The sequence below is a fragment of the Methanoculleus sp. genome (genome assembly GCF_035363275.1).
Taxonomy (GTDB): Archaea; Halobacteriota; Methanomicrobia; order Methanomicrobiales; family Methanoculleaceae; genus Methanoculleus.
On record NZ_DAOSET010000022.1, the window covers coordinates 1 to 18,800 of the forward strand.

Here is an 18,800-nt window from a genome sequence, read left to right on the forward strand (position 1 = left end):
GGGGGATCATCTTTAACTGTTTCTAATCGATCGCAAGGGTGCAAGACCAATGAGAATCCTCCTCGTCTCCACCCAGGACTACATCCACCACCCGATCCCCTCAAGGCACCACAACATCTTCGAGGAGCTTGCGACACGGCACGAGGTCCACGTGCCGCACTTCCACGTCAGCAGGGGAAAGGAGCGCGAGACCCTTCTTCACGTCCACGAGGCGACGCGGTTCCCCATCGAGAGCCCCTTCCTCCACTACACCTTAAACGCACCCCGCCACTACCGGGTCATCTGCGAGATTATCCGCGACCACGACATCGACGTCGTCGTCGGCGCCCATGTCCTCGCGGGGACGGCGATGGTCCGTGCGGCGAAGAAGTTCGATGTGCCGGTGGTCTTCGATCTGAAAGACTGGTTCCCCGACTCTGCCGCCGCCTACTACACGAACCCCGCCGTGAAGCGGCTGCTGCGGGAAGGCGTCCTCGCCATCACCCGGTACAACCTGGACCACAGCGATGTTATCACGACGGTCTCCCCCGGACTCGTCAGGAAACTCCATAATTACGGCTACGAGGCGGAACTGATCACGAACGGCGTCAACACCGACCTCTTCCGCCCCATGGACGGCGGAACCATGCGATCCACCCTCGGGATCTCCCCCGACGCCTTCGTTCTCGGGTTTGCCGGTGCCGTCGAACGATGGTATGCCCTCGACGATGTGATCCGGGCGTTCGCGGAGATCCGGAAACGACACGCGAACGCAGAACTCCTGATCGTCGGCGGCTCACTCTTCACCGGCTACCGGGACGAACTACAGGCTCTCGCGGCCCGGCTCGGGGTCGCCGGCCGGGTGCACTTTACCGGCGCCGTCGATTACCGCGCCCTCCCCGGCTACATCGCCCCGATGGACCTCTGCCTCATCCCCCTCTCCCCCCCGCACTGGGTCGATATCGCTCTCCCCAACAAGTACTTCGAGTACTCGGCGTGCGGGAAACCGATCCTCTCCACTCCCATTCCCGATATGCTCCGGATGGGCGGCGACCAGATCTCCGTCTACCGCGATCGGGAGGAGTTCATTGAGAAGGTCGACGAACTGGCGCTCACTCCGGGGCGAGAACCTGCCGGAATGGAGGAGCACGACTGGAAGAAGAAGATGGAGGCGTTTGAGGAGATCTTTACGCGACTGACGGGGAAACACTGAAATTTACTCTTTTTTTCCGGCATCACGGATACGCCAAGGTTATAATGGTTCGAAAGAAAACAGGTTGGTAACAAGGAGGGTCCGATGGCTCACGTGGATCTCAAAAAGTATCGACCGTATATTATCATTGGTTTTATCGTCCTGTTCACCCTGCTCACGCTCTGGACGCGGGGTATCCCTGCAGAAGGTCTGGTGACCGCCGAAGGTGTCAATCTCCTCGGCAACGATCCCTGGTACAGCCTCCGCCAGGTCGAACAGACCGTCGCGAACTTCCCCGGCTACGCCTGGTTCGACCCCATGACGCTCTACCCGAACGGTGACGTCGTCTACTGGGGGCCGCTCTTCATCCAGGTCATATCCGTGCTCTGCGTCCTCGTCGGCGCAACGACACGGCCCGAGATCATGGTGGTGGCATCCTGGGTCCCGCCGTTGATGGCCGCGGCGATGGTGCCGGTCACCTATCTGCTGGCAAAGAAGATCACCGACTGGAAGACCGGGATCATCGCGGCGGGCCTCATCGCGGCCATCGGCGGGAATTATGCCTACCGCTCCCTCTTCGGTTTCGTCGATCATCACATCGCGGAGACGCTCTTCTCGACGCTCTTTGTTCTCGCCTACGTTGCGGCACTGCTCGCCACCCGCGACCGCCCGTTCTCCCTCGCGAACCGCGACACCCTGAATGTCGAGACGCTGAAGGCACCGGTGCTGGCGGCGGCGCTCGCCGGTATCGCGTACCTCCTCGGCTTCTTCAACATGCCGACGATGATCCTCTTCGCGCTCATCGTGGCAGGGTTCACCCTGGTCCAGTTCCTCCTGGACTTCTTCCAGGACAAGACGAGCGACTACCTGGTCCTCGTAAACCTGGTCACCTTCGCCGTGGTGATCATCGGGATCGCGGCATTCGGCTTCCCGCATCCCGGCCTCGATCTCTCCCGGTACACCGTCGGGCACGTCGTCGCGTATGCCGTCCTCATCGGAGGGACGCTCGCGCTCTACGGGCTCTCGGTCTACCTGAAGGGACGCCCGAAGTACTACTTCCCGGCTGCGATCGCCGGAATCGCGATCGCCGCTATTGCGTTACTCTTTGTCGCCCTCCCGGACGTCTATAATCTCCTGATCTCAAGCCTCTTCGCCTTCTTCGGCGAAGCGCCGGTCACCACGACCGTTCAGGAGGCTCGGGCCTGGACGTTCGATGCGGCCTGGATGACGTTCCACTGGGGCATCCTGCTTGCAGCCGGCGGCGTTGCCGCCCTCCTCTGGTGGAGCCGCGAGAAGGTGAACCCGGCCCATGTCTTTGTCCTGATCTGGACGGCGGTCATCCTCGCGTCGACCGCCGCGCACGTCCGGTACGAATACTACCTCGCCGCAAACATCGCCCTGCTCTCCGCGGTCTTTGTAGGAGCAGTTCTGAACCTGGGCTGGAAGGACACTGCCCGTCTCCTCGGGACGGAGAGCAGTACGACTCCCTCTACCACCAGGACCGGCGAAAAGCAGGGGGAGCCGGCGCGGAAGGGGAAGAAGGGAGCAAGAGCCCCGGATGCCCGGAAGTCGAAGACCTCCTCGAGGGACCAGCCGGACTACATCAAAGTAGGAGCCTTCGCCGCGGTCGTCGTCGTCACGCTCCTCTTCGTGGGATCTTCTCTCCAGACGAACCTTGCCCTGGCGAACAACGCCAAATACGGGGGGATCGACTCGCAGTGGATGGAGGCCCTGGAGTGGATGGGCGCAAACACCCCCGACCCCGGTGTCGATTACTACGCCATCCACGACCAGAACACCTTTACCTACCCGGAGGAGTCCTACGGCGTCATGTCCTGGTGGGACTACGGTCACTGGATCACCTTCGTCTCGCAGCGGATTCCGAACAACAACCCCTTCCAGCACGGGGTTGCCGGGCCGAACGGTTCTGCCACGTACTTTGTCTCGACATCCGAGGAGGCTGCAAACCGGGTCCTTGATGCCATCGGCACTCGCTACGTCGTCACTGATATCATGCTTGATACCTCTAAATTCCACGCCCCGGCGACATGGGCCGACCCCGAGGTGGGGAACACCCGTTTCGAACCGCAGTTCCTCCTCCCCGCCAGCGCGGGCTCGACAAGTTACCAGGCGGTGCCGTTCTACAACCAGGAGTACTACCAGACGATGGTCTCCCGCCTCCACAACTTTGATGGGTCCATGGCCGATCCGACGTCACAGGTGATCTATGCCGAGTACCGTGACGCGGAGACAGCGAACACCTCGCTTCCCGTCATCACGCGTACCGAGCAGATGAACGTCACCGAGGGAGCGGCCGCGGTGGACGCCTATAACAGGGGCGCGCCGGCCGGATCTCACGCGACGCTCCTGAACTACTGGTACCAGTACCGGGGGGACGCGATCCTCCAGCCGGTCGAGCGGGTACCGGCCCTCCAGCACTATCGGCTCGTCCATGAGACGCCCCAGAATATCTTCGGAAACGTCGGCGCGACCGGGCCCGACCTCAAAGCAGTCAAGATATTCGAGTACGTTCCCGGGGCCACAATCAAGGGTGAAGGGATCATCGAGGTGCCGGTCACGACGAATGCCGGCCGGGAGTTCACCTACCGGCAGGAGAGCGTGAACGGCACGTTCATCGTCCCGTACGCGACGTCCGGATGGACAGGCGACGTGAAGGCGACGGGGCAGTACCGGATCGCAGGCACCGGCCAGGTCTTCGACGTCACCGAAGAGGATATCCAGCAGGGACACATCATTAACTGAACGAGGATGCGTTCTTCGGTCATCTACAGCGACATCTTTACCCGGCACGATATGGAGGCCCACCCCGAGTCGGCCGCCCGGTTACGGGCGGCCCTCTCCGGGGTTCCTGAGAGCGTGAAGTGGCGCCCCCCGATCCGGGCCACCGAGGAAGACCTGGAGCGGGTCCACCTCCCGCAATATATCCGGTGGGTACAGGAGATCGCCCGGGGAACCTGTTTTCTTGACGTGAACACCTACGTAACCTGCCATTCCTTCGAAGCGGCGGCATACGCCGCCGGATCGACCTTTGCAGCGGTGGAAAGGACACTCGACGGCGAACACCTCTTCGCCCTGGTCCGCCCGCCGGGGCACCATGCCGAACCAGACCGGGCGATGGGGTTCTGCATATTCAATAACGCCGCCGTCGCGGCGGCGAAAGCGCTCGAGTCGGTCGACCGCGTGGCGATTCTCGACTGGGACCTGCACCACGGCAACGGCACCCAGACGGCATTTTACGGGAGCGACCGGGTGCTTTATTGCTCGGTACACGAGGAGAATAGTTTCCCGAAGACCGGGTGGGTGGACGAGATAGGTACCGGGGCGGGCCGGGGCTACACCCTCAACGCCCCGCTTGCGGCGGGATCGACCATCGCCGACTACCGCTATGTTTTTGACGAGATCTTCATCCCGGCGCTTGTCCGGTTCCGGCCCGACGCCCTGATCGTCTCAGCCGGGCAGGACGGCCTCGCCGACGACGAGCACGGGCGAATGAACCTGGTGCCCGAGGATTACGGCGTGCTCACCGGGATGCTGATCGACGGTGCCGACCTCCCGCTCGCGCTGACGCTCGAGGGCGGATACGGCCCGTCGCTCGGGAAGGCCGTCGCCGCGATATTCCGCGCTCTCGCCGGGGAGCGTCCGGCCCCCGCGGAGAGGCCCCTGCATGGGAGCACGAGAAGGGTTGTGGAGATCTTAAAGAAGGTCCGGTTCTGTTGAATACGACGGTTCGTAGAACCGGAGCTTGAGAAAACGCGAAGCGGTTTCGAGTTGCGACCGGCCCAAAACCCTTTGGGCTTCGGGGCCGGATCGGAAGGATCTCACCCCTGCGCCAACCGCTTCCGGTCAGGGTCCATGTAGGTGATCTCAAACCCGGGGACGATGACCCGCACCACCGGCACCGGGGTCCTTGAGAGGTCGCAGACGCAGACCCGATCCGTATAGGGCGCGACCTCATCGAGCACCCGCCGGATATCCAGGTCGAACCGGTCGGTGCTCATGTCGGGCACATCGGCGATATCGACGGCATCTCCACCGGCAAACCACATCCGGTTGATCCGTTTCAGCCGGTCGTATCCCGCCTTCCTGATGACCATCTCCCGGCGGGGGTCGCTCGGGCCGCCATGAAGGTAACTCGCCCGGAGCCGGGCAACCTCGGTCAGGGCGCGGAGCGCTGCAATCTCCGGGCTGGTGTGCGTCCCCGACCCGATGACGATCATCGCCGGGTCCTTCGTGACGGTGTCGTCCGCGGCGGCAGCGACCGTGGGGATGCCGGTCCTCCCGGCGAGCAGCCAGAGGTGGATATCGATCCCGTTCTCTTTGAACCGGTCGAGGACCTCGCGTGCAGCGCATTCCTTCTCGATGGTGAGACGGCGGCCGGGGTCATGGTTCTGGTCGGCGAGGCTGAGCGCGTCCCGTTCGATCACCTCGAAGAGAGCGGTGAGGATCGCCTCCTCCATGACGTTTCCCGACGCAAGCCCGTTCGGGTCGCTCCGGAAGAGGGGCACGGCCATGCCGAGCGAATCGTAGGGGTGGAAGATAGCGTTGCTCGGCATGTAGACCTCCTCTTCGTTCAGGATATCCCACACCGGCGTCCAGTGGATCATCTCCCCCTGCTCGAGTTCCCGCGAGAGGATCAGGTCCTCGGGATGCACCGCCCGTCCCGGGCCGATCTCCTCGTAGGTCGCATACTCCATCCGGTCGCCCCGGTACTCGGCGCTGTACCGCTCTAACGCCCCCATCATCGCCGAGACCCTGGCATGGATCGGCTCTCTCCCCATGCCGCCGTGGACGCGGGTTCCCAGCCGGGCGGCTTTAGGCCGGAACGCGATGAATACGGGGATCCCGAGACGGTCCAGGAGAGTCGCGTCGACGATCTCGACGACGCCGATCTCCTTCATCAGCGGCTCTACGGCGGCATGGGTCTCCTCAGGAGACCGGGAACGGTGCGTCCCATCGAAGCACACCTTCTCTACCGGGTGAATCGTGATTGCCATTCAAGATCCCTTGGAGGTGATACCTTAATAGTATGGCAGATGTACCCTACCGTGTATGAGCGCGGATGACGTAGCAGTGGGCGCGGTCGTCCGGTACCCCCGCACCGGCACAACCGGCAAGGTCGTGCGGGTCGAGGAGATCGACGGCTGGAAGTATGCCGAACTCGACAGCACCGGACTCTACTACCGGGTTGACGAGCTCATCAGTGCCGACCGTACGACCGGCAACGTGGAGAGAAAAGAGCGTTCGCTTGAGGACTACGTAAAAGAGCATGAGGAACTCAAAACCCAGCTCGAAGAGGTGTGGGAGAAGGGCACCGACCGGAGCTGCGAAGGCGGCGGCTAACTCTCGATCGGTATGGTGGTGAGTTTCACCGCCTCAACGCCCTTCTGCGCCATCAACTGTTCCGTGATATCCTTCAGTATCCCGCCATCCCCGCGGATCAGGATCACCTCGAGGCACTTGTTCGGGGTCACATGCGAGTGAAGGGATGCCTGGATGTTATGGGCGTGCTGGTGCTGGATCTCGGTGAGCGTCTGGAGCAGCCCCCGCTGGTCATGGTCGTACACCATGGTGATGACGCCCTGACGCTCTCCTTTTACATCGGATATCCACTGATAATGGGTTATGTAACTCCGTATCGAATCCCGTATCCCTTCGGAACGGGAGGAGTACCCCCGGAGGCTCAGGATCTCATCGAACTTATCGAGTAGGTTCTTAGGTAGAGAGATCCCGATACGTGAAAGTTCGGTATCACCTGACATGTTGCAATCAGTCTCCATATCTCTCTTCATGGGGTATAAATTTTCGCTAAGATCAGGGGGTATTCTTCATACTTCGTATGCCAGAAGAGAGGACAGCAGGTGGGAGGATACCCGGAGTATGTCCTACAAAGACGAGATGAAAGAGATACACAATCCCGACCGATTATGTATAAGTAGTGTCACTCTATATAGGATAAGGAGGTTCGAAAACTTTTGCGAGATGCATTCATTCCCGGTGTCAATATTGGGCTCGTGGGTCATGTCGATCACGGCAAGACCACTCTGGTCAGCGCGCTGACCGGTACCTGGACGGACAGGCACAGCGAGGAGATCAAGCGCGGCATCTCCATCCGCCTTGGCTACGCGGATACAACGTTCTACAAATGTGAGGAGTGCGAGGGTGCGGCGGCCTATTCTCCCCATCCCGAATGCCCGAAATGCGGAGGGAAGGCGGTCCCGTTCCGGACGGTCTCATTCGTCGACGCCCCCGGCCACGAGACACTGATGGCAACGATGCTCTCCGGCTCCGCCCTGATGGACGGGGCGATGCTCGTTATCGCTGCAAACGAGGTCTGCCCGCAGCCCCAGACCAAAGAACACCTGATGGCGCTCGAACTGATCGGCATCAAGAAGATCGTCATCGTTCAGAACAAGATCGACGTAGTCACCCAGGCCGAGGCGGTTGAGCATTATAAGCAGATCAAGCGGTTCATCAAGGGCACCATCGCCGAGAACGCGCCCATCATACCGGTCTCCGCGCAGAAAGGAATCAATATCGCTGCCCTGATCCAGACCCTTGATACGGTCATCCCGGAGCCCGACCGTAACCCGGAGATCGACCCGTTGCTGCTCGTCGCCCGGTCGTTTGATATCAACAAACCCGGCTGCAGCTGGCGGGACGTGAAAGGCGGCGTCATCGGCGGCTCGCTCATCCGGGGAATCCTGCATGAGGGAGACGATATCGAGATCCGGCCCGGCCGACAGGTTCAGGTAGAGAACCGGACGAAGTGGGAACCGATCGAGACGAAGATCACCTCCATTAACGCCGGTCACATCAAGGTGACCGAGGCAGCGCCCGGAGGCCTCCTCGGTGTCGGGACGAAACTCGACCCGGCACTGACGAAGAGCGACGCCCTCGCCGGGCAGGTGGCCGGGCTCGTGGGGAAACTGCCGCCGGTCTGGGAACGCCTGAAATTCGACGTCACGCTCATGGACCGCGTGGTCGGTGCGGACAGCGAGCAGATCATCGAGCCCTTGAAGCATAAAGAGCCGCTGATGCTCTCGGTCGGCACCGCCGTCACCGTCGGGGTGATCGTGAACACGAAGAAGAACCAGATAGAAGTCCAGCTGAAGCGGGCGGTCTGCGCGGAGATCGGTGCACGGATTGCCATCAGCAGGCAGGTCGGCGGGCGATGGCGGCTGATCGGCATGGGGATTCTAGTCGAGTGAGGGTGCTCCTCGACACGAACGCCCTCTTGATGCCGGCCCAATTTGGGATTGACCTATACGACGAACTCATGGGTCTCTTCGGTGACTTCGAGCCGATCACGCTTGAAGAGGTGACCGGGGAACTCCGCGGGCTCGCCCGGGGCCGCGGTCGCGATGCGGCGGCGGCCCGTGTGGGCCTCGCGATGGCCCGGCGTTCGAGGGTCGTGCCGAGTGGGAGTGCCGCGGAGCGTGTGGACGACCGGATGATCGAGTATGCCCGTCGGGAGGGGTGCGTTGTGGTGACGAACGACCGGGAACTCAGAAATGCTCTCCTCCGTGAGGGGATTGACGTTGTTTCGATGCGAAGAACGAGGACATTGGAACTGTTGAGGGGATAGGTGAGGTAACATGTATTACAAAATGACGCTGGAGGACAAGGTGCGGGTTCCGCCCCACCGCCTCGGGGAAGACCTCGAGAAGGTCATCCTCAATGTACTGCAGGAGCAACTGGAAGGCAGCATCACCAAGGAGATCGGGATCTTCATCGCGGTCACGAAGATCCTCGAGATCGGCGAGGGAGAACTGATCCCCGGGGACGGTGCCGTCTACTACGATGTCAGGTTCGAGGCGGCGGTGCTCCGCCTGGCGCTTCAGGAAGTGATCGAGGGCGAGGTGGTGGAGACGACGAGTTTCGGTGCGTTCATCAGCCTCGGGCCCATCGATGCCATGCTTCACGTGAGCCAGATATCGGATGAGTATATCAACTACGACGAGAAGAACGGCCGGTTGATCTGCCAGGACTCGAAGCGGTATATCGCTGTCGGCGACGGCGTCCGGGCCCGGGTCGTTGCGCTCTCGCTGAACGAGCGCGAACCCCGGGAGAGCAAGATCGGCCTCACCATGCGGCAGTCCGGCCTCGGCACCATGCTCTGGCTGGAAGAGGAACTCGAACGCGAGAAGGCAAAAGGAGCGGCATAACCAATGGTCGTCCGTAAGAAAGTGATCAGGGTCTGCCGCGAATGCCACCGGGTCGTCGAAGGAGAGGCCTGTGTGGTCTGCAGCACGACCAACCTGAGCGAAGATTGGGCAGGCTACGTCGTGATCATCGATCCCGAGCATTCGGATATAGCAAAGAAGATGAACATCACCATGGCCGGCAGGTATGCACTGAAGGTCCGTTGATGCTCCGACTTCCCGAAGCGCACCGGGATCTCTTTAAAAAACCGTTCGGCACCCTGTATGGGAGTATCGACGAACTGCTCGCCCGGCTCGAAGGCCGGGCGGTCTACGCCGTCGGGGATGTGGTGACCCATAACCTCCTCGCCGCAGGCGTCGTCCCGGATGTTGCCATCATCGACGGTTACACGATGCGCTTACCCTGCACCCATTCCCCCCTGCTCCAGGCGCGGAAGTTGACGGCAACGAACCCCGCGGGCACGATCACCGACGACCTCGTCGACGCGATCGATACGGCGGTCCGCGATCCTCCCGTGGTGATCGTCGTCGACGGCGAGGAAGACCTTGCGGTCATCCCGCTCGTCCTCGCTGTCCCGATCGGGGCCGCCGTCCTCTACGGCCAGCCGCGAGAAGGCGTCGTCCTCCGGATCGTCGATGCGCCGGCGAAACGGGAGGCCGCGTCCATGCTGAACCGTTTCGTGCGTGAGTGAGCCGTGCGGCGAAACCCGCCCCGGGGCCTCTCATCCCAGAGTATAAATAAATCCGCCAACAATATTTTAGGGATATCGATGGACTTCGAAATTACCCATGACCTGAGGAACGAGTTGTTGAACCGGAGGGAACTCTCGTTTACCCTCACCTTTGACGGCCCGACACCCTCGCGGAAGAGCATTCAGGAGAAGCTCGCTGCGATGCTGAACAAGAATGAGAACCTCCTCGTGCTGGACCTTGCACGGACCCGGTTTGGAAAGATGGAACTCCTCGGCCGTGCCCGGATCTACGACGACGAGGAGAGCAAGACGTCGACAGAGCGGGAGTACCTGCTCAAGCGCGGCGAGCCGAAGGCTGAGAGCGAGGCATAAAGCATGGCAGCCAAAAAGCAGGAATCGACCAAGGTCAAGAGACACGAGTGCTACGAGGTCAAGGGCGACAAGGTAGTCCTGCAGAAGCGGCACTGCCCCCGATGCGGCCCCGGCGTGCTGATGGCCGAGCACAAGGACCGGGCAGCCTGCGGCAAGTGCGGCTACACCGAGTTCCGCAAGTAGGTCCTCACCTTCTGATATAACATACGGCCCCGGCCGCACTTCACCTGCTCCCCCTGCAGGTCGCGGCCGCGGTCGGTCTTTTTCACACCATAACGGAGAGATACCTGTTTTATGCCTGATGGAACGCCCGACGAAGGGCTCGTGCTGGGGCTTGAAGGGACCGCGTGGAACCTCAGTGCCGCCCTCTTCGGAGACGACCTTGTCGCCCTCCATTCGGCGCCATATGTCCCCCCGAAAGGCGGGATCCACCCCAGAGAGGCCGCGCAGCATCACGCCTCGATGATGAAGGAGATCGTCTCCCGGGTGCTCACGGAACCGGACCGGGTCCGGGCGGTCGCCTTCTCCCAGGGACCCGGTCTCGGCCCCTCGCTCCGGACGGTGGCAACCGCCGCGAGGGCGCTCTCGATCGCGCTCGGCGTGCCACTCGTCGGCGTCAACCACTGCGTGGCGCACGTCGAGATCGGGCGATGGGCAACCGGATTCTCCGATCCGATCGTCCTGTATGCGAGCGGCGCGAATACGCAGGTACTCGGGTACTTAAACGGCCGCTACCGGATATTCGGGGAGACGCTGGATATCGGCCTGGGGAACGCGCTCGATAAGTTCGCCCGGGGTCACGACCTCCCGCACCCGGGCGGCCCGATCATCGAGCAGCTTGCCCGGGAGGGCGACTACATCGATCTTCCCTATACGGTGAAGGGGATGGACCTCGCCTTCTCCGGGCTCGTCAGCGCCGCCCAGGAGAGCGCGGCGAAACTCGAGAATGCCTGCGCCGGGCTGCAAGAGACGGCGTTTGCGATGTGCGTCGAGGTGACCGAGCGCGCGCTCGCCCATGCCGGGAAGGACGAGGTGCTGCTTGTGGGCGGCGTCGGGGCGAATGCACGGTTGCAGGAGATGCTCCGGATCATGTGCGAGGACCGGGGAGCGGCGTTCGCCGTCCCGGAGCGGACGTTCCTCGGCGACAACGGTGCGATGATCGCCTACACGGGTAAGGTCATGCTGGAGCACGGGGTCACGCTCACTCTCGATGAGTCGCAGATCCGGCCGGGCTTTCGGGCGGACGAGGTGGAGGTCGTCTGGCGTGAGGAAGAGCCCGGCGAGATCTTTGCCGCCGGGCCGCATGACGGGGGTGTCGCCCGGGGCGCGGAGGCGGTCGTGAAGATCCGGGAGGCTGAGGTGATCAAACACCGTACCAGCAAACACTACCGGAACCCGGCGCTTGATCGGCGGTTGATCACGGAGCGGACCCGGGCCGAGGCCCGCCTGATCGCGCATGCCCGGCGGGCAGGCGTCCCCACCCCGGTGATACGCGATGTTACGGCGGATACGATCGTTATGGAGCGGGTCGAAGGCGAGGTGCTGAAATACGTCACGAGGCCGGAGAATATCCGCCTTGCGGGCGAGGCGGTCGGGAGGCTGCACGGCGCGGGGATCGTCCACGGCGACCTGACGACGAGCAACATGATCGTCCGCGACGGTCAGTGCGTCCTGATCGACTTCGGGCTTGCGTCCACGTCGCCGGAGGTTGAGGCACGGGGGGTCGACCTCCACGTCTTCTTCCAGACGCTCAAGAGCACCACGGAGAACTTCGAGGAGTTGAAGGCGGCCTTCGTCGAGGGGTATGCCGGGGCATTTGGGGGGGCGGAGGAGGTCCTCTCCCGGGAGCATGAGGTGGAACTGCGGGGGCGCTACCTGTGAGGCTTCTCGTGGTGACGAGCAACGTCAACAAGGCGCGGGAAGTGGCCGCGTCCTTTGCGGGGGTGCTGGAGGTCGAGCACGTCGCGATCGAGTGCCCGGAGTTCCGCCACGTCGACGTCGGGGAGATCGCCCGGGGCAAGGCGGAATACGCCTACCGGGTGCTCGCCCGTCCGCTGATCGTGGACGATACCGGTCTCTTCATCGACGCGCTCAAGGGGTTTCCGGGCGCGTGCGCCGCTTACGTCCACGACACCATCGGGAACGCAGGAATCTTGAAACTCATGGAGGGCGTCGAAGACCGGAGCGCTCACTTCGAGACGGCGATCGCGTTCGCCCGGGAGGACGGCATCCGGATCTTCCGGGGAGTCCTCCCGGGGACGATCGTCGCTCCCCGGGGAGAGGGCGGGTTCGGCTACGACCCGATCTTTTCCCACGGCGGACAAACGCTCGCCCAGATGCCGCTCGCCGAGAAGAGCCTGATATCCCACCGGGCGCGGGCACTCGAGGCGTTCCGTACATGGATCGAGCGGGAAGACGCATCCTGACAGAACTGTTAATAGGACCAAGAACGCATAGTACCAATCTGACAAGTGGTGTTTTCAACATGGCAAGATTTCCCGAAGCTGAAGCACGTCTGCTCAACGTAAAGATCTGTATGAAATGCAATGCCCGGAACGCACTCCGCGCGACCCGCTGCCGCAAATGCGGCTCGGAAGAACTCCGGCCCAAGTCCAAGGAACGGAAGGCGTAACGCAGCTGTAGCGCTTGCGCGGATGGCGTTCCGGGTGCTTCCGGTCACGGCGGGCCGGGAGCCGGATATACTCTTTTTTGACACTCTCCACGGCTAGAGCCGGGAGATTCTTGTTTCGTCGACCGGGACTTGCACCGCTGGAATTGGCGGTGTAGCGGTCCTGATCTCCACAAGCGTCGATTCGGGTGTGCCCCACCCTACGGATGCTCGTTTCAAGATATTTTGTGCGGCGTTCAGATCCCGGGGAACCGTGTAGCCGCAGATCGGGCAGGCATGGGTTCGCTGCCAGAGGTCCTTCTTCTCCCGGTGCCCGCAGAGGAAACAGTCCTGCGTCGTGTAGGCCGGCTCGATCAGATGCACATACTTACCAGCATTCGCAGCTTTGTAGCGTATGAACTCTCTTGCCTTGTACCACGCGGCATCGAGAATAGACTGGGATCTGCCGCGAAGTTTTGCATCCAGCGATTCGACCATCGGTCTGATGGTCAGGTGTTCCAGAGCGATCAGATCGTAGCGATCAACGTAGTATCGGCTCCACTTGTGCAGGAAGTCGTTTCTCCGGTTCTCGACCTGCTCGTGGATCCGGGCAACCCGGACCCGCTGCTTCCGGCGGTTCCGGCTCCCCTCCACGGCCCGGGAGAGTTTTCTCTGGGCCCGGCGGAGCCGTTGTGCGGCCTTCCTGACGTTATGCGGGTGCGGGAAGACCCTACCGTCGGTGTCGGTGGAGAAGTTCTCCAGGTTCAGGTCGATCCCGACCGTCCGGGTGCCGGTCGTCGGTACCGGGGTGTCAGGGGTTTCGGAGATGATCGCCACGAACCACTTGTGGGCCGGGGTGTGCTTGATCACGATCTGCTTGATCCTTCCCGGTACCGGGCGGCTGAGCTCGATTCGCAGCTCCCCGATCTTACTCAGCCGGAGGCGGTTGCCCGTGAGCCGGAACCCGGTCGAATCATACTCCATCGAGTGAACCCACTTCTTTCGGAGTTTGCCGACCTTCCTCCCCTTCGCTTTCATTGCTCTCAGGGCGCGAAGGCTGGCAACAATCCGGTGGATCACTTTCTGGAGAACATGGCTCTGGACCTCTTTCAGTTCGGGGTACTCGGCTTTGAGGTCGGGGAGACAGGAATCTACATACACCCGGTTTTCAAGGCACCAGTTCCGAACAAAGGTACATCGTGCAAACCCGGTGAACAGCCGTCCCTCCACCTTCTGCGAGGGGTAGATCCGGTACCGGGTGACGTGCCGCATTCCAGACTCCAGATAACCGTGGGTATTCAGCCGGCTATAAGGTAGCTCCTGCGGGGTGAAAGTGGACGGACCAAGGGGCGCACTTCTCCCCACGGCTCAAGCCGGGGGCTTGTTTGTGCCCCTTGAACCCCGGATTCTCTGTCAGGCACAACCCGGGGATAACGAGGTCGTCCCAAAAAGATCTATGAACCTTCGGTACACCCTGATCGGAGCGCTTGCATCCAAAGTTTCTACCACCTGAACCAGATCCAGGGCAAAAATGGTGAAACGGCTTTCCATAGGGTATCGCCACGTGGGGGAGGGACCGGGAGGGGGACACCCCCTCCCGGCAAAGGTGTTTTGGGACAACCTCAACAACAGGAAGTGGTTGCCGGGTCCGGTCTTCACGCGCTGTAGTAGGTGACTCTTCTGCCCTCTTCGCTGTACTCGCCCCGGTACGTCTCGATGTTGCGCTTGTAACCGATCCGTTCCACAAAACCGAGGTCGCGGAGCCGCTCACGGACCCGCATCACGTCGGCCTCGTCCGCCCAGTCACAGGTGTAGACGTAGACGACGTACCGCTCGTCACGTGAGTCGGGGTTCGGTTTGGCGGTGCTGACTTTTGCGGATATCCCGAGAGTTCCCTTCGCCGTTTCGTCCCGGACCTTCCGCCACGCCTCGTCAACCTCCTCCCCGGGGACGAAGATGAGCCATTTTCCCACCTGCTCGTCATCGAGGCCCCTCGTCGCGGGCCCGGGGGCGTCCTGGACAATCCAGTATATTCTGGTCGTCTTGGAGGGGAGAACGCCTTCGCCCGCCCGGATCGGAACGTAGAACGCGTTGATCTCGCCGAACCGCCGGAGAAGCGCCCCGGCGAGCTCCGGGTAGTCCTCCCGGAACCGCTCAAAGATCTCACGAGCGTCTTCTTCAAAATCGGTCCCCTGCTCGACGAGTTCGAACAGGTACGGGCCCCGGGCACGGAGTTCGCGGTTGAGGTAGATCTCAAAGATCCCGTACGCGACCTCGGCAAGGGCCTCCGGATCGATCGTTTCCATACCTAATGGTAACCGCCGGGAGAGTAAAAAGAATTTTGAAGTGTTACCGGCCAAGCCTCTCCGCAACAAGTTCTGCGGCCCGCTCCCCGGAGAGGAGCATCCCGCCGAAGATCGGTCCCATGCGGCACTCCCCAGCAACGGCGTTTGCCGCCATCCCGGTGACGAAGAGCCCGGGGAAGACTTCTTTTGTGTGATCGAGGATCTGCGACTCAGCGCGCTCGGCCCACATGAAACTCTCGCCCTTGACCTGGAGTCTGCCGCCTTTCCGCTCGATCATGCGGGCAACCATGGCGTCGTGGCCGGTCGCGTCGACGGTGCAGGTGCAGGCCACGGTGAGCGGGTCGACGTGCAGCCCGGCCATATCGACCGGCGTCCAGTTGATGACGAGGCCGCCGACCCTGCCGTCGCCCCGGATCATGACGTCCTCGACGGTGGTGAGGTTAAAGAACTCGACCCCGGCGTCGCAGGCCGCCGCGGTGAGTTTGGCGACTGCTTCGACCGATTTTGCGACGTAGTAGCCCGGCTCGAACTCCCGGTAAGCGATTCCGAACCGGTCGAGGAGCCGCCGTGCTTCTTCCTGGACGACGATCCGCGGGAACATCATCCCGCCGCCCCACATCCCGCCGCCGACACTGAGTTTCTTCTCGATGAGTGCACACCGAACATCCCTCTCCCCGAGGAGCGCTGCACAGGCGAGCCCCGACGGCCCGCCGCCGATGACGGCAGCGTCCATATCGAGGTAATCGATGAATGTCCTGTGCTGCTCCGCAAGGATAGCCCTGCTGATGGTCACTTCGTTGAGCGTCATCCAATCACTAATATTTCACCTCGACGAGATAAGAGCACCGGCACGTGGTGCCGGATACGCCGGAGACCGGTTCAGACGTGAGCGCCCGGAGAGGGTCCGGCATATATCTTAATAGCATCCAGCCCAATAGATCTCTGTCATGAAGTGGACGCGCGACTTCGGTCTGACGATGAGGATGGCTTTAACGTCGTTTCTGCTCCTCATAGTCTACCTGATCTTCCTGGGCGTCCTTTCCGCCCTGGGATTTTCTTTCGGGTTCCTCCTGCTCGCGGCCGCCGTGATGGCGTTCGCCCAGTATTTCTTCTCTGACAAACTGGTGCTCTGGAGCACCGGCACCCGGCTCGTCGAGGAAGACGAGTACCCGGAGCTGCACCGGATGATCGAGAGCCTCGCCGCCAAAGCCGACCTCCCGAAGCCGAAGATCGGGATCATGGCTTCGCCGGTGCCGAACGCGTTTGCAACCGGACGGGGTCCGAAGAGCGCCGTGGTGGCGGTCACCGACTCGATCATGCGGACGCTTAACCGCGAAGAACTGGAGGCGGTGCTTGCCCATGAAATGTCGCACGTGAAGAACCGGGACATGCTGACCCTGACGATGGCGAGTTTCATATCGATGCTCGCCTTCCTGATCATGCGGAACTGGTTCTTCATCGGGCTCTTCAACAACCGCGACAACAACATGGGCGCGCTGATCCTGGTCTACATCGTCTCGATCCTGGTCTGGATCGTGAGCACCCTGCTCACCCGTGCGCTCTCCCGCTACCGGGAGTTCGCCGCGGACAGGGGCAGCGCCGCCCTGACGGACAACCCGCGGGCGCTGATATCGGCGCTCCAGAAGATCAGCGGGCGGATGGACTACGTCCCGGCCGAGAAGAAACAGGAAGTGGAGGGCGCAAATGCCTTCTTCATCATCCCGGCCCTCTCCGGAAACACCCTGATGGAGCTCTTCTCCACGCACCCGTCGCTGGAGAAGCGGGTCGCCGCTCTCGAAGAGCTGGCCACCGGGATCCGGTAACCCAAAAGACAACTTTTTTTCGCACGGCTCGAGAGCGGTGACACGTCGCCGTCGTTCATCCCCGGACGAGGGTACCAGCCGCGCCGCAACCGGATAGTTACCTCAGCGATCTCCAGAACGTGAATCGGGCGATAAGCGGTCAACATGCGCATTCAGGGCTCCAAATTTTTATTTAAAAAAATATATATAACCTGGAGACCTCCAGATACCCGCTCTGTCAGTCAAATGGCCCGACTCAGAATGCTCCGGCACTCAGTCGGGCTTTCCAGCATCCAGCGCTGTATCTGCACCACGCAGAAGCAGCCCGGCCACGCGACGAAAAAACCCGCTTTCACCATACCGAACACGAGAGCCCCTCTTCAGTCAGGAGCACCCGGGTGCAACAGAGACAGGTGATCAAATTGGTTTTAAGAAAAGTTTCCGGCATTCTTACCATTCTGTGTCTTCTTACCCTGACCGGGACCGGTCTTGCGGTCTCGGCTCAGCCGCTCGGCGCCGATCTCGAGCTGGAGTTGCCGATAGACACCATGGAGGTCATAGGAGAGTATAACGTCACGATCGATCCGGCGGAGAACTTCACGGTCGAACCCATCAACCTCGACGCCCCCCTCGAGGTGAGGAGGGATACACCGGTAGGGGCACTCGATGCGGCCTCCCGGTCGGGCGGGGTGAACGCTACGGCTCTGAACTATACGACCTACTACTACACGATCAGCCAGCGGCTGGCCGTCGACAGCATCAACGAGTACCTGTACCAGGACGAGCAGTTCTGGCTCGTCCTCAATGACCTCAATGAGACGTTCTACGAGACGAACACCGATGCTCTGGCGCACAACCTCTCCGACGGCGAGACGTTCTGGTTCATCTACTGCGATCTCTCCGATTACGACCCGGTTCGTGAACAGGTCATCGAACGGGCGGTTGCGGGGCTGTCGATCACGGTTACGTTCGGTGAAGGGAACGTGACACCCACGCCGACGGTTCCCGGTGAGCAGGACGGTCTGGTCGAGGTGATCCGTAGCGACGGCAACCTCTCCTTCATGGCAAGTCTGCTCAACGCGACGGACCTCGCGGCCACGCTCCAGGGCGATGGGCCGTACACGGTGTTTGCACCCCAGAACGATGCGTTCGGCAACCTCTCGCCCGAGGTCTTCACCGGTATTCTCACCGACGAGAACGAGCGGACCCGGGTGCTCTCGAATCACGTGGTCAACGGCAGTTATACGGCTGCCGAGCTCCTGAACATGACGGAGGGCGGCAACGCAACAAACCTCACGACACTCGCCGGGGTGAACCTGACGGTCTCGGTGAACGGGAGCGTGCTGATGATCGATAGCGCCACGATCAGCGGGCCGGAGGTCAACGCGAGCAACGGTGTTGTCCATACCATTGACAGGGTGCTGGTCCCGCCGGCGAATGTAACCCCGGTGGAGACCGTGGCCCCGGTCGAGAATATGACCCCGGCGGTGAACGTGACCCCAATAGTGAATCCGATCGTGAACATGACCGAACTGCCGATGGGGGTCATATAATCCGGCCCCGGAGCGGTCGGCGGGCCTCCACGGGCCTGCAGCCGCCCCCGGGCTCCAGGGGAAAGCACGACCGTTACTGGTGGGATGAACGATTGATCGGCACCAGGAATCTC

The 18,800-nt window shown here is 61.8% G+C and carries 21 protein-coding genes; 16 read left to right on the top strand and 5 right to left on the bottom strand.

Annotation, left to right across the window (positions count from 1 at the left end; translation table 11 throughout):
- The first annotated feature begins 49 nt into the window (after nucleotides 1–49).
- From PLN84_RS06265 to PLN84_RS06275, 3 genes are all read left to right on the top strand, one after another.
- Nucleotides 50–1,192, top strand: a complete 1,143-nt coding sequence (locus PLN84_RS06265; RefSeq protein ID WP_292383897.1) for a glycosyltransferase — start codon at nucleotides 50–52, stop codon at nucleotides 1,190–1,192.
- An 84-nt stretch (nucleotides 1,193–1,276) separates the two neighbouring features.
- Nucleotides 1,277–3,934, top strand: a complete 2,658-nt coding sequence (locus PLN84_RS06270) for an oligosaccharyl transferase, archaeosortase A system-associated (protein WP_292383896.1) — start codon at nucleotides 1,277–1,279, stop codon at nucleotides 3,932–3,934.
- A gap of 6 nt (nucleotides 3,935–3,940) precedes the next feature.
- A complete protein-coding gene (locus PLN84_RS06275; RefSeq protein WP_292383895.1) occupies nucleotides 3,941–4,909 on the top strand; it encodes a histone deacetylase in 969 nt (322 codons plus the stop codon).
- Nucleotides 4,910–5,010: 101 nt separating this feature from the next.
- Here PLN84_RS06275 and PLN84_RS06280 read toward each other — a convergent pair whose 3' ends face one another.
- On the bottom strand, nucleotides 5,011–6,186 hold the full coding sequence (locus PLN84_RS06280; protein ID WP_292383893.1) for a YcaO-related McrA-glycine thioamidation protein: 1,176 nt from the start codon (nucleotides 6,184–6,186) through the stop codon (nucleotides 5,011–5,013).
- Nucleotides 6,187–6,241: 55 nt separating this feature from the next.
- Here PLN84_RS06280 and PLN84_RS06285 point away from each other — a divergent pair, with 55 nt between their 5' ends.
- Nucleotides 6,242–6,532 carry a DUF2098 domain-containing protein gene (locus tag PLN84_RS06285; protein ID WP_292383891.1) on the top strand — a complete coding sequence of 97 codons (291 nt, stop codon included), beginning with the start codon at nucleotides 6,242–6,244 and terminating at the stop codon, nucleotides 6,530–6,532.
- Here the strand turns inward: PLN84_RS06285 and nikR are convergent.
- Nucleotides 6,529–6,951 carry a nickel-responsive transcriptional regulator NikR gene (gene nikR / locus PLN84_RS06290; protein WP_292384026.1) on the bottom strand — a complete coding sequence of 141 codons (423 nt, stop codon included), beginning with the start codon at nucleotides 6,949–6,951 and terminating at the stop codon, nucleotides 6,529–6,531. The genes PLN84_RS06285 and nikR overlap by 4 nt on opposite strands.
- A 213-nt stretch (nucleotides 6,952–7,164) precedes the next feature.
- Between nikR and PLN84_RS06295 the strand changes: the two genes are divergently transcribed.
- The 10 genes from PLN84_RS06295 (at nucleotide 7,165) to PLN84_RS06340 (ending at nucleotide 13,050) form a co-directional block, all read left to right on the top strand.
- Nucleotides 7,165–8,400, top strand: coding sequence for a translation initiation factor IF-2 subunit gamma (locus tag PLN84_RS06295; RefSeq protein ID WP_292383889.1), 1,236 nt, complete (start codon nucleotides 7,165–7,167; stop codon nucleotides 8,398–8,400).
- Nucleotides 8,397–8,777 carry a PIN domain-containing protein gene (locus PLN84_RS06300; RefSeq protein WP_299952471.1) on the top strand — a complete coding sequence of 127 codons (381 nt, stop codon included), beginning with the start codon at nucleotides 8,397–8,399 and terminating at the stop codon, nucleotides 8,775–8,777. The genes PLN84_RS06295 and PLN84_RS06300 overlap by 4 nt, the downstream gene beginning before the upstream one ends.
- A gap of 10 nt (nucleotides 8,778–8,787) precedes the next feature.
- On the top strand, nucleotides 8,788–9,357 hold the full coding sequence (locus PLN84_RS06305) for a DNA-directed RNA polymerase (protein ID WP_292383886.1): 570 nt from the start codon (nucleotides 8,788–8,790) through the stop codon (nucleotides 9,355–9,357).
- Between the two features lie 3 nt (nucleotides 9,358–9,360).
- The gene (gene spt4, locus PLN84_RS06310) at nucleotides 9,361–9,561 is read left to right on the top strand and encodes a transcription elongation factor subunit Spt4 (protein ID WP_292383885.1); all 201 of its coding nucleotides are present in this window, start codon (nucleotides 9,361–9,363) and stop codon (nucleotides 9,559–9,561) included.
- Nucleotides 9,561–10,046: a GTP-dependent dephospho-CoA kinase family protein gene (locus tag PLN84_RS06315; RefSeq protein ID WP_292383883.1), complete on the top strand. Its 486-nt coding sequence runs from the start codon at nucleotides 9,561–9,563 to the stop codon at nucleotides 10,044–10,046. The genes spt4 and PLN84_RS06315 overlap by 1 nt, the downstream gene beginning before the upstream one ends.
- A 78-nt stretch (nucleotides 10,047–10,124) precedes the next feature.
- On the top strand, nucleotides 10,125–10,418 hold the full coding sequence (locus PLN84_RS06320; RefSeq protein ID WP_292383881.1) for a 30S ribosomal protein S24e: 294 nt from the start codon (nucleotides 10,125–10,127) through the stop codon (nucleotides 10,416–10,418).
- Nucleotides 10,419–10,421: 3 nt separating this feature from the next.
- Nucleotides 10,422–10,601 (top strand): 30S ribosomal protein S27ae, encoded by a 180-nt coding sequence (locus tag PLN84_RS06325; RefSeq protein ID WP_292383878.1) that lies wholly within the window; start codon nucleotides 10,422–10,424, stop codon nucleotides 10,599–10,601.
- A gap of 111 nt (nucleotides 10,602–10,712) precedes the next feature.
- Nucleotides 10,713–12,299: a bifunctional N(6)-L-threonylcarbamoyladenine synthase/serine/threonine protein kinase gene (locus PLN84_RS06330; RefSeq protein ID WP_292383876.1), complete on the top strand. Its 1,587-nt coding sequence runs from the start codon at nucleotides 10,713–10,715 to the stop codon at nucleotides 12,297–12,299.
- Entirely contained in the window at nucleotides 12,296–12,844 is a 549-nt protein-coding gene (rdgB, locus tag PLN84_RS06335; protein ID WP_292383875.1) for an RdgB/HAM1 family non-canonical purine NTP pyrophosphatase, read from the top strand. Before PLN84_RS06330 ends, rdgB begins: the two co-directional genes overlap by 4 nt.
- 59 nt (nucleotides 12,845–12,903) lie before the next feature.
- Nucleotides 12,904–13,050: a 50S ribosomal protein L40e gene (locus PLN84_RS06340; protein WP_292383874.1), complete on the top strand. Its 147-nt coding sequence runs from the start codon at nucleotides 12,904–12,906 to the stop codon at nucleotides 13,048–13,050.
- A gap of 93 nt (nucleotides 13,051–13,143) precedes the next feature.
- On the opposite strand, the gene PLN84_RS06345 is transcribed toward PLN84_RS06340, so the two are convergent.
- From PLN84_RS06345 to PLN84_RS06355, 3 genes are all read right to left on the bottom strand, one after another.
- Nucleotides 13,144–14,298 (bottom strand): transposase, encoded by a 1,155-nt coding sequence (locus PLN84_RS06345; protein ID WP_348531974.1) that lies wholly within the window; start codon nucleotides 14,296–14,298, stop codon nucleotides 13,144–13,146.
- A 383-nt stretch (nucleotides 14,299–14,681) separates the two neighbouring features.
- The gene (locus PLN84_RS06350; protein ID WP_292383869.1) at nucleotides 14,682–15,332 is read right to left on the bottom strand and encodes a putative phosphothreonine lyase domain-containg protein; all 651 of its coding nucleotides are present in this window, start codon (nucleotides 15,330–15,332) and stop codon (nucleotides 14,682–14,684) included.
- A 43-nt stretch (nucleotides 15,333–15,375) separates the two neighbouring features.
- Nucleotides 15,376–16,140, bottom strand: coding sequence for a sulfide-dependent adenosine diphosphate thiazole synthase (locus tag PLN84_RS06355; protein ID WP_292383868.1), 765 nt, complete (start codon nucleotides 16,138–16,140; stop codon nucleotides 15,376–15,378).
- A 139-nt stretch (nucleotides 16,141–16,279) separates the two neighbouring features.
- Between PLN84_RS06355 and htpX the strand changes: the two genes are divergently transcribed.
- Together htpX and PLN84_RS06365 are read left to right on the top strand one after the other, a co-directional pair.
- Entirely contained in the window at nucleotides 16,280–17,155 is an 876-nt protein-coding gene (gene htpX, locus PLN84_RS06360; protein WP_292383866.1) for a zinc metalloprotease HtpX, read from the top strand.
- Nucleotides 17,156–17,532: 377 nt separating this feature from the next.
- Complete coding sequence (locus tag PLN84_RS06365) at nucleotides 17,533–18,687, top strand: fasciclin domain-containing protein (RefSeq protein WP_292383865.1); 1,155 nt, start codon at nucleotides 17,533–17,535, stop codon at nucleotides 18,685–18,687.
- The last annotated feature ends 113 nt before the right edge of the window (nucleotides 18,688–18,800 follow it).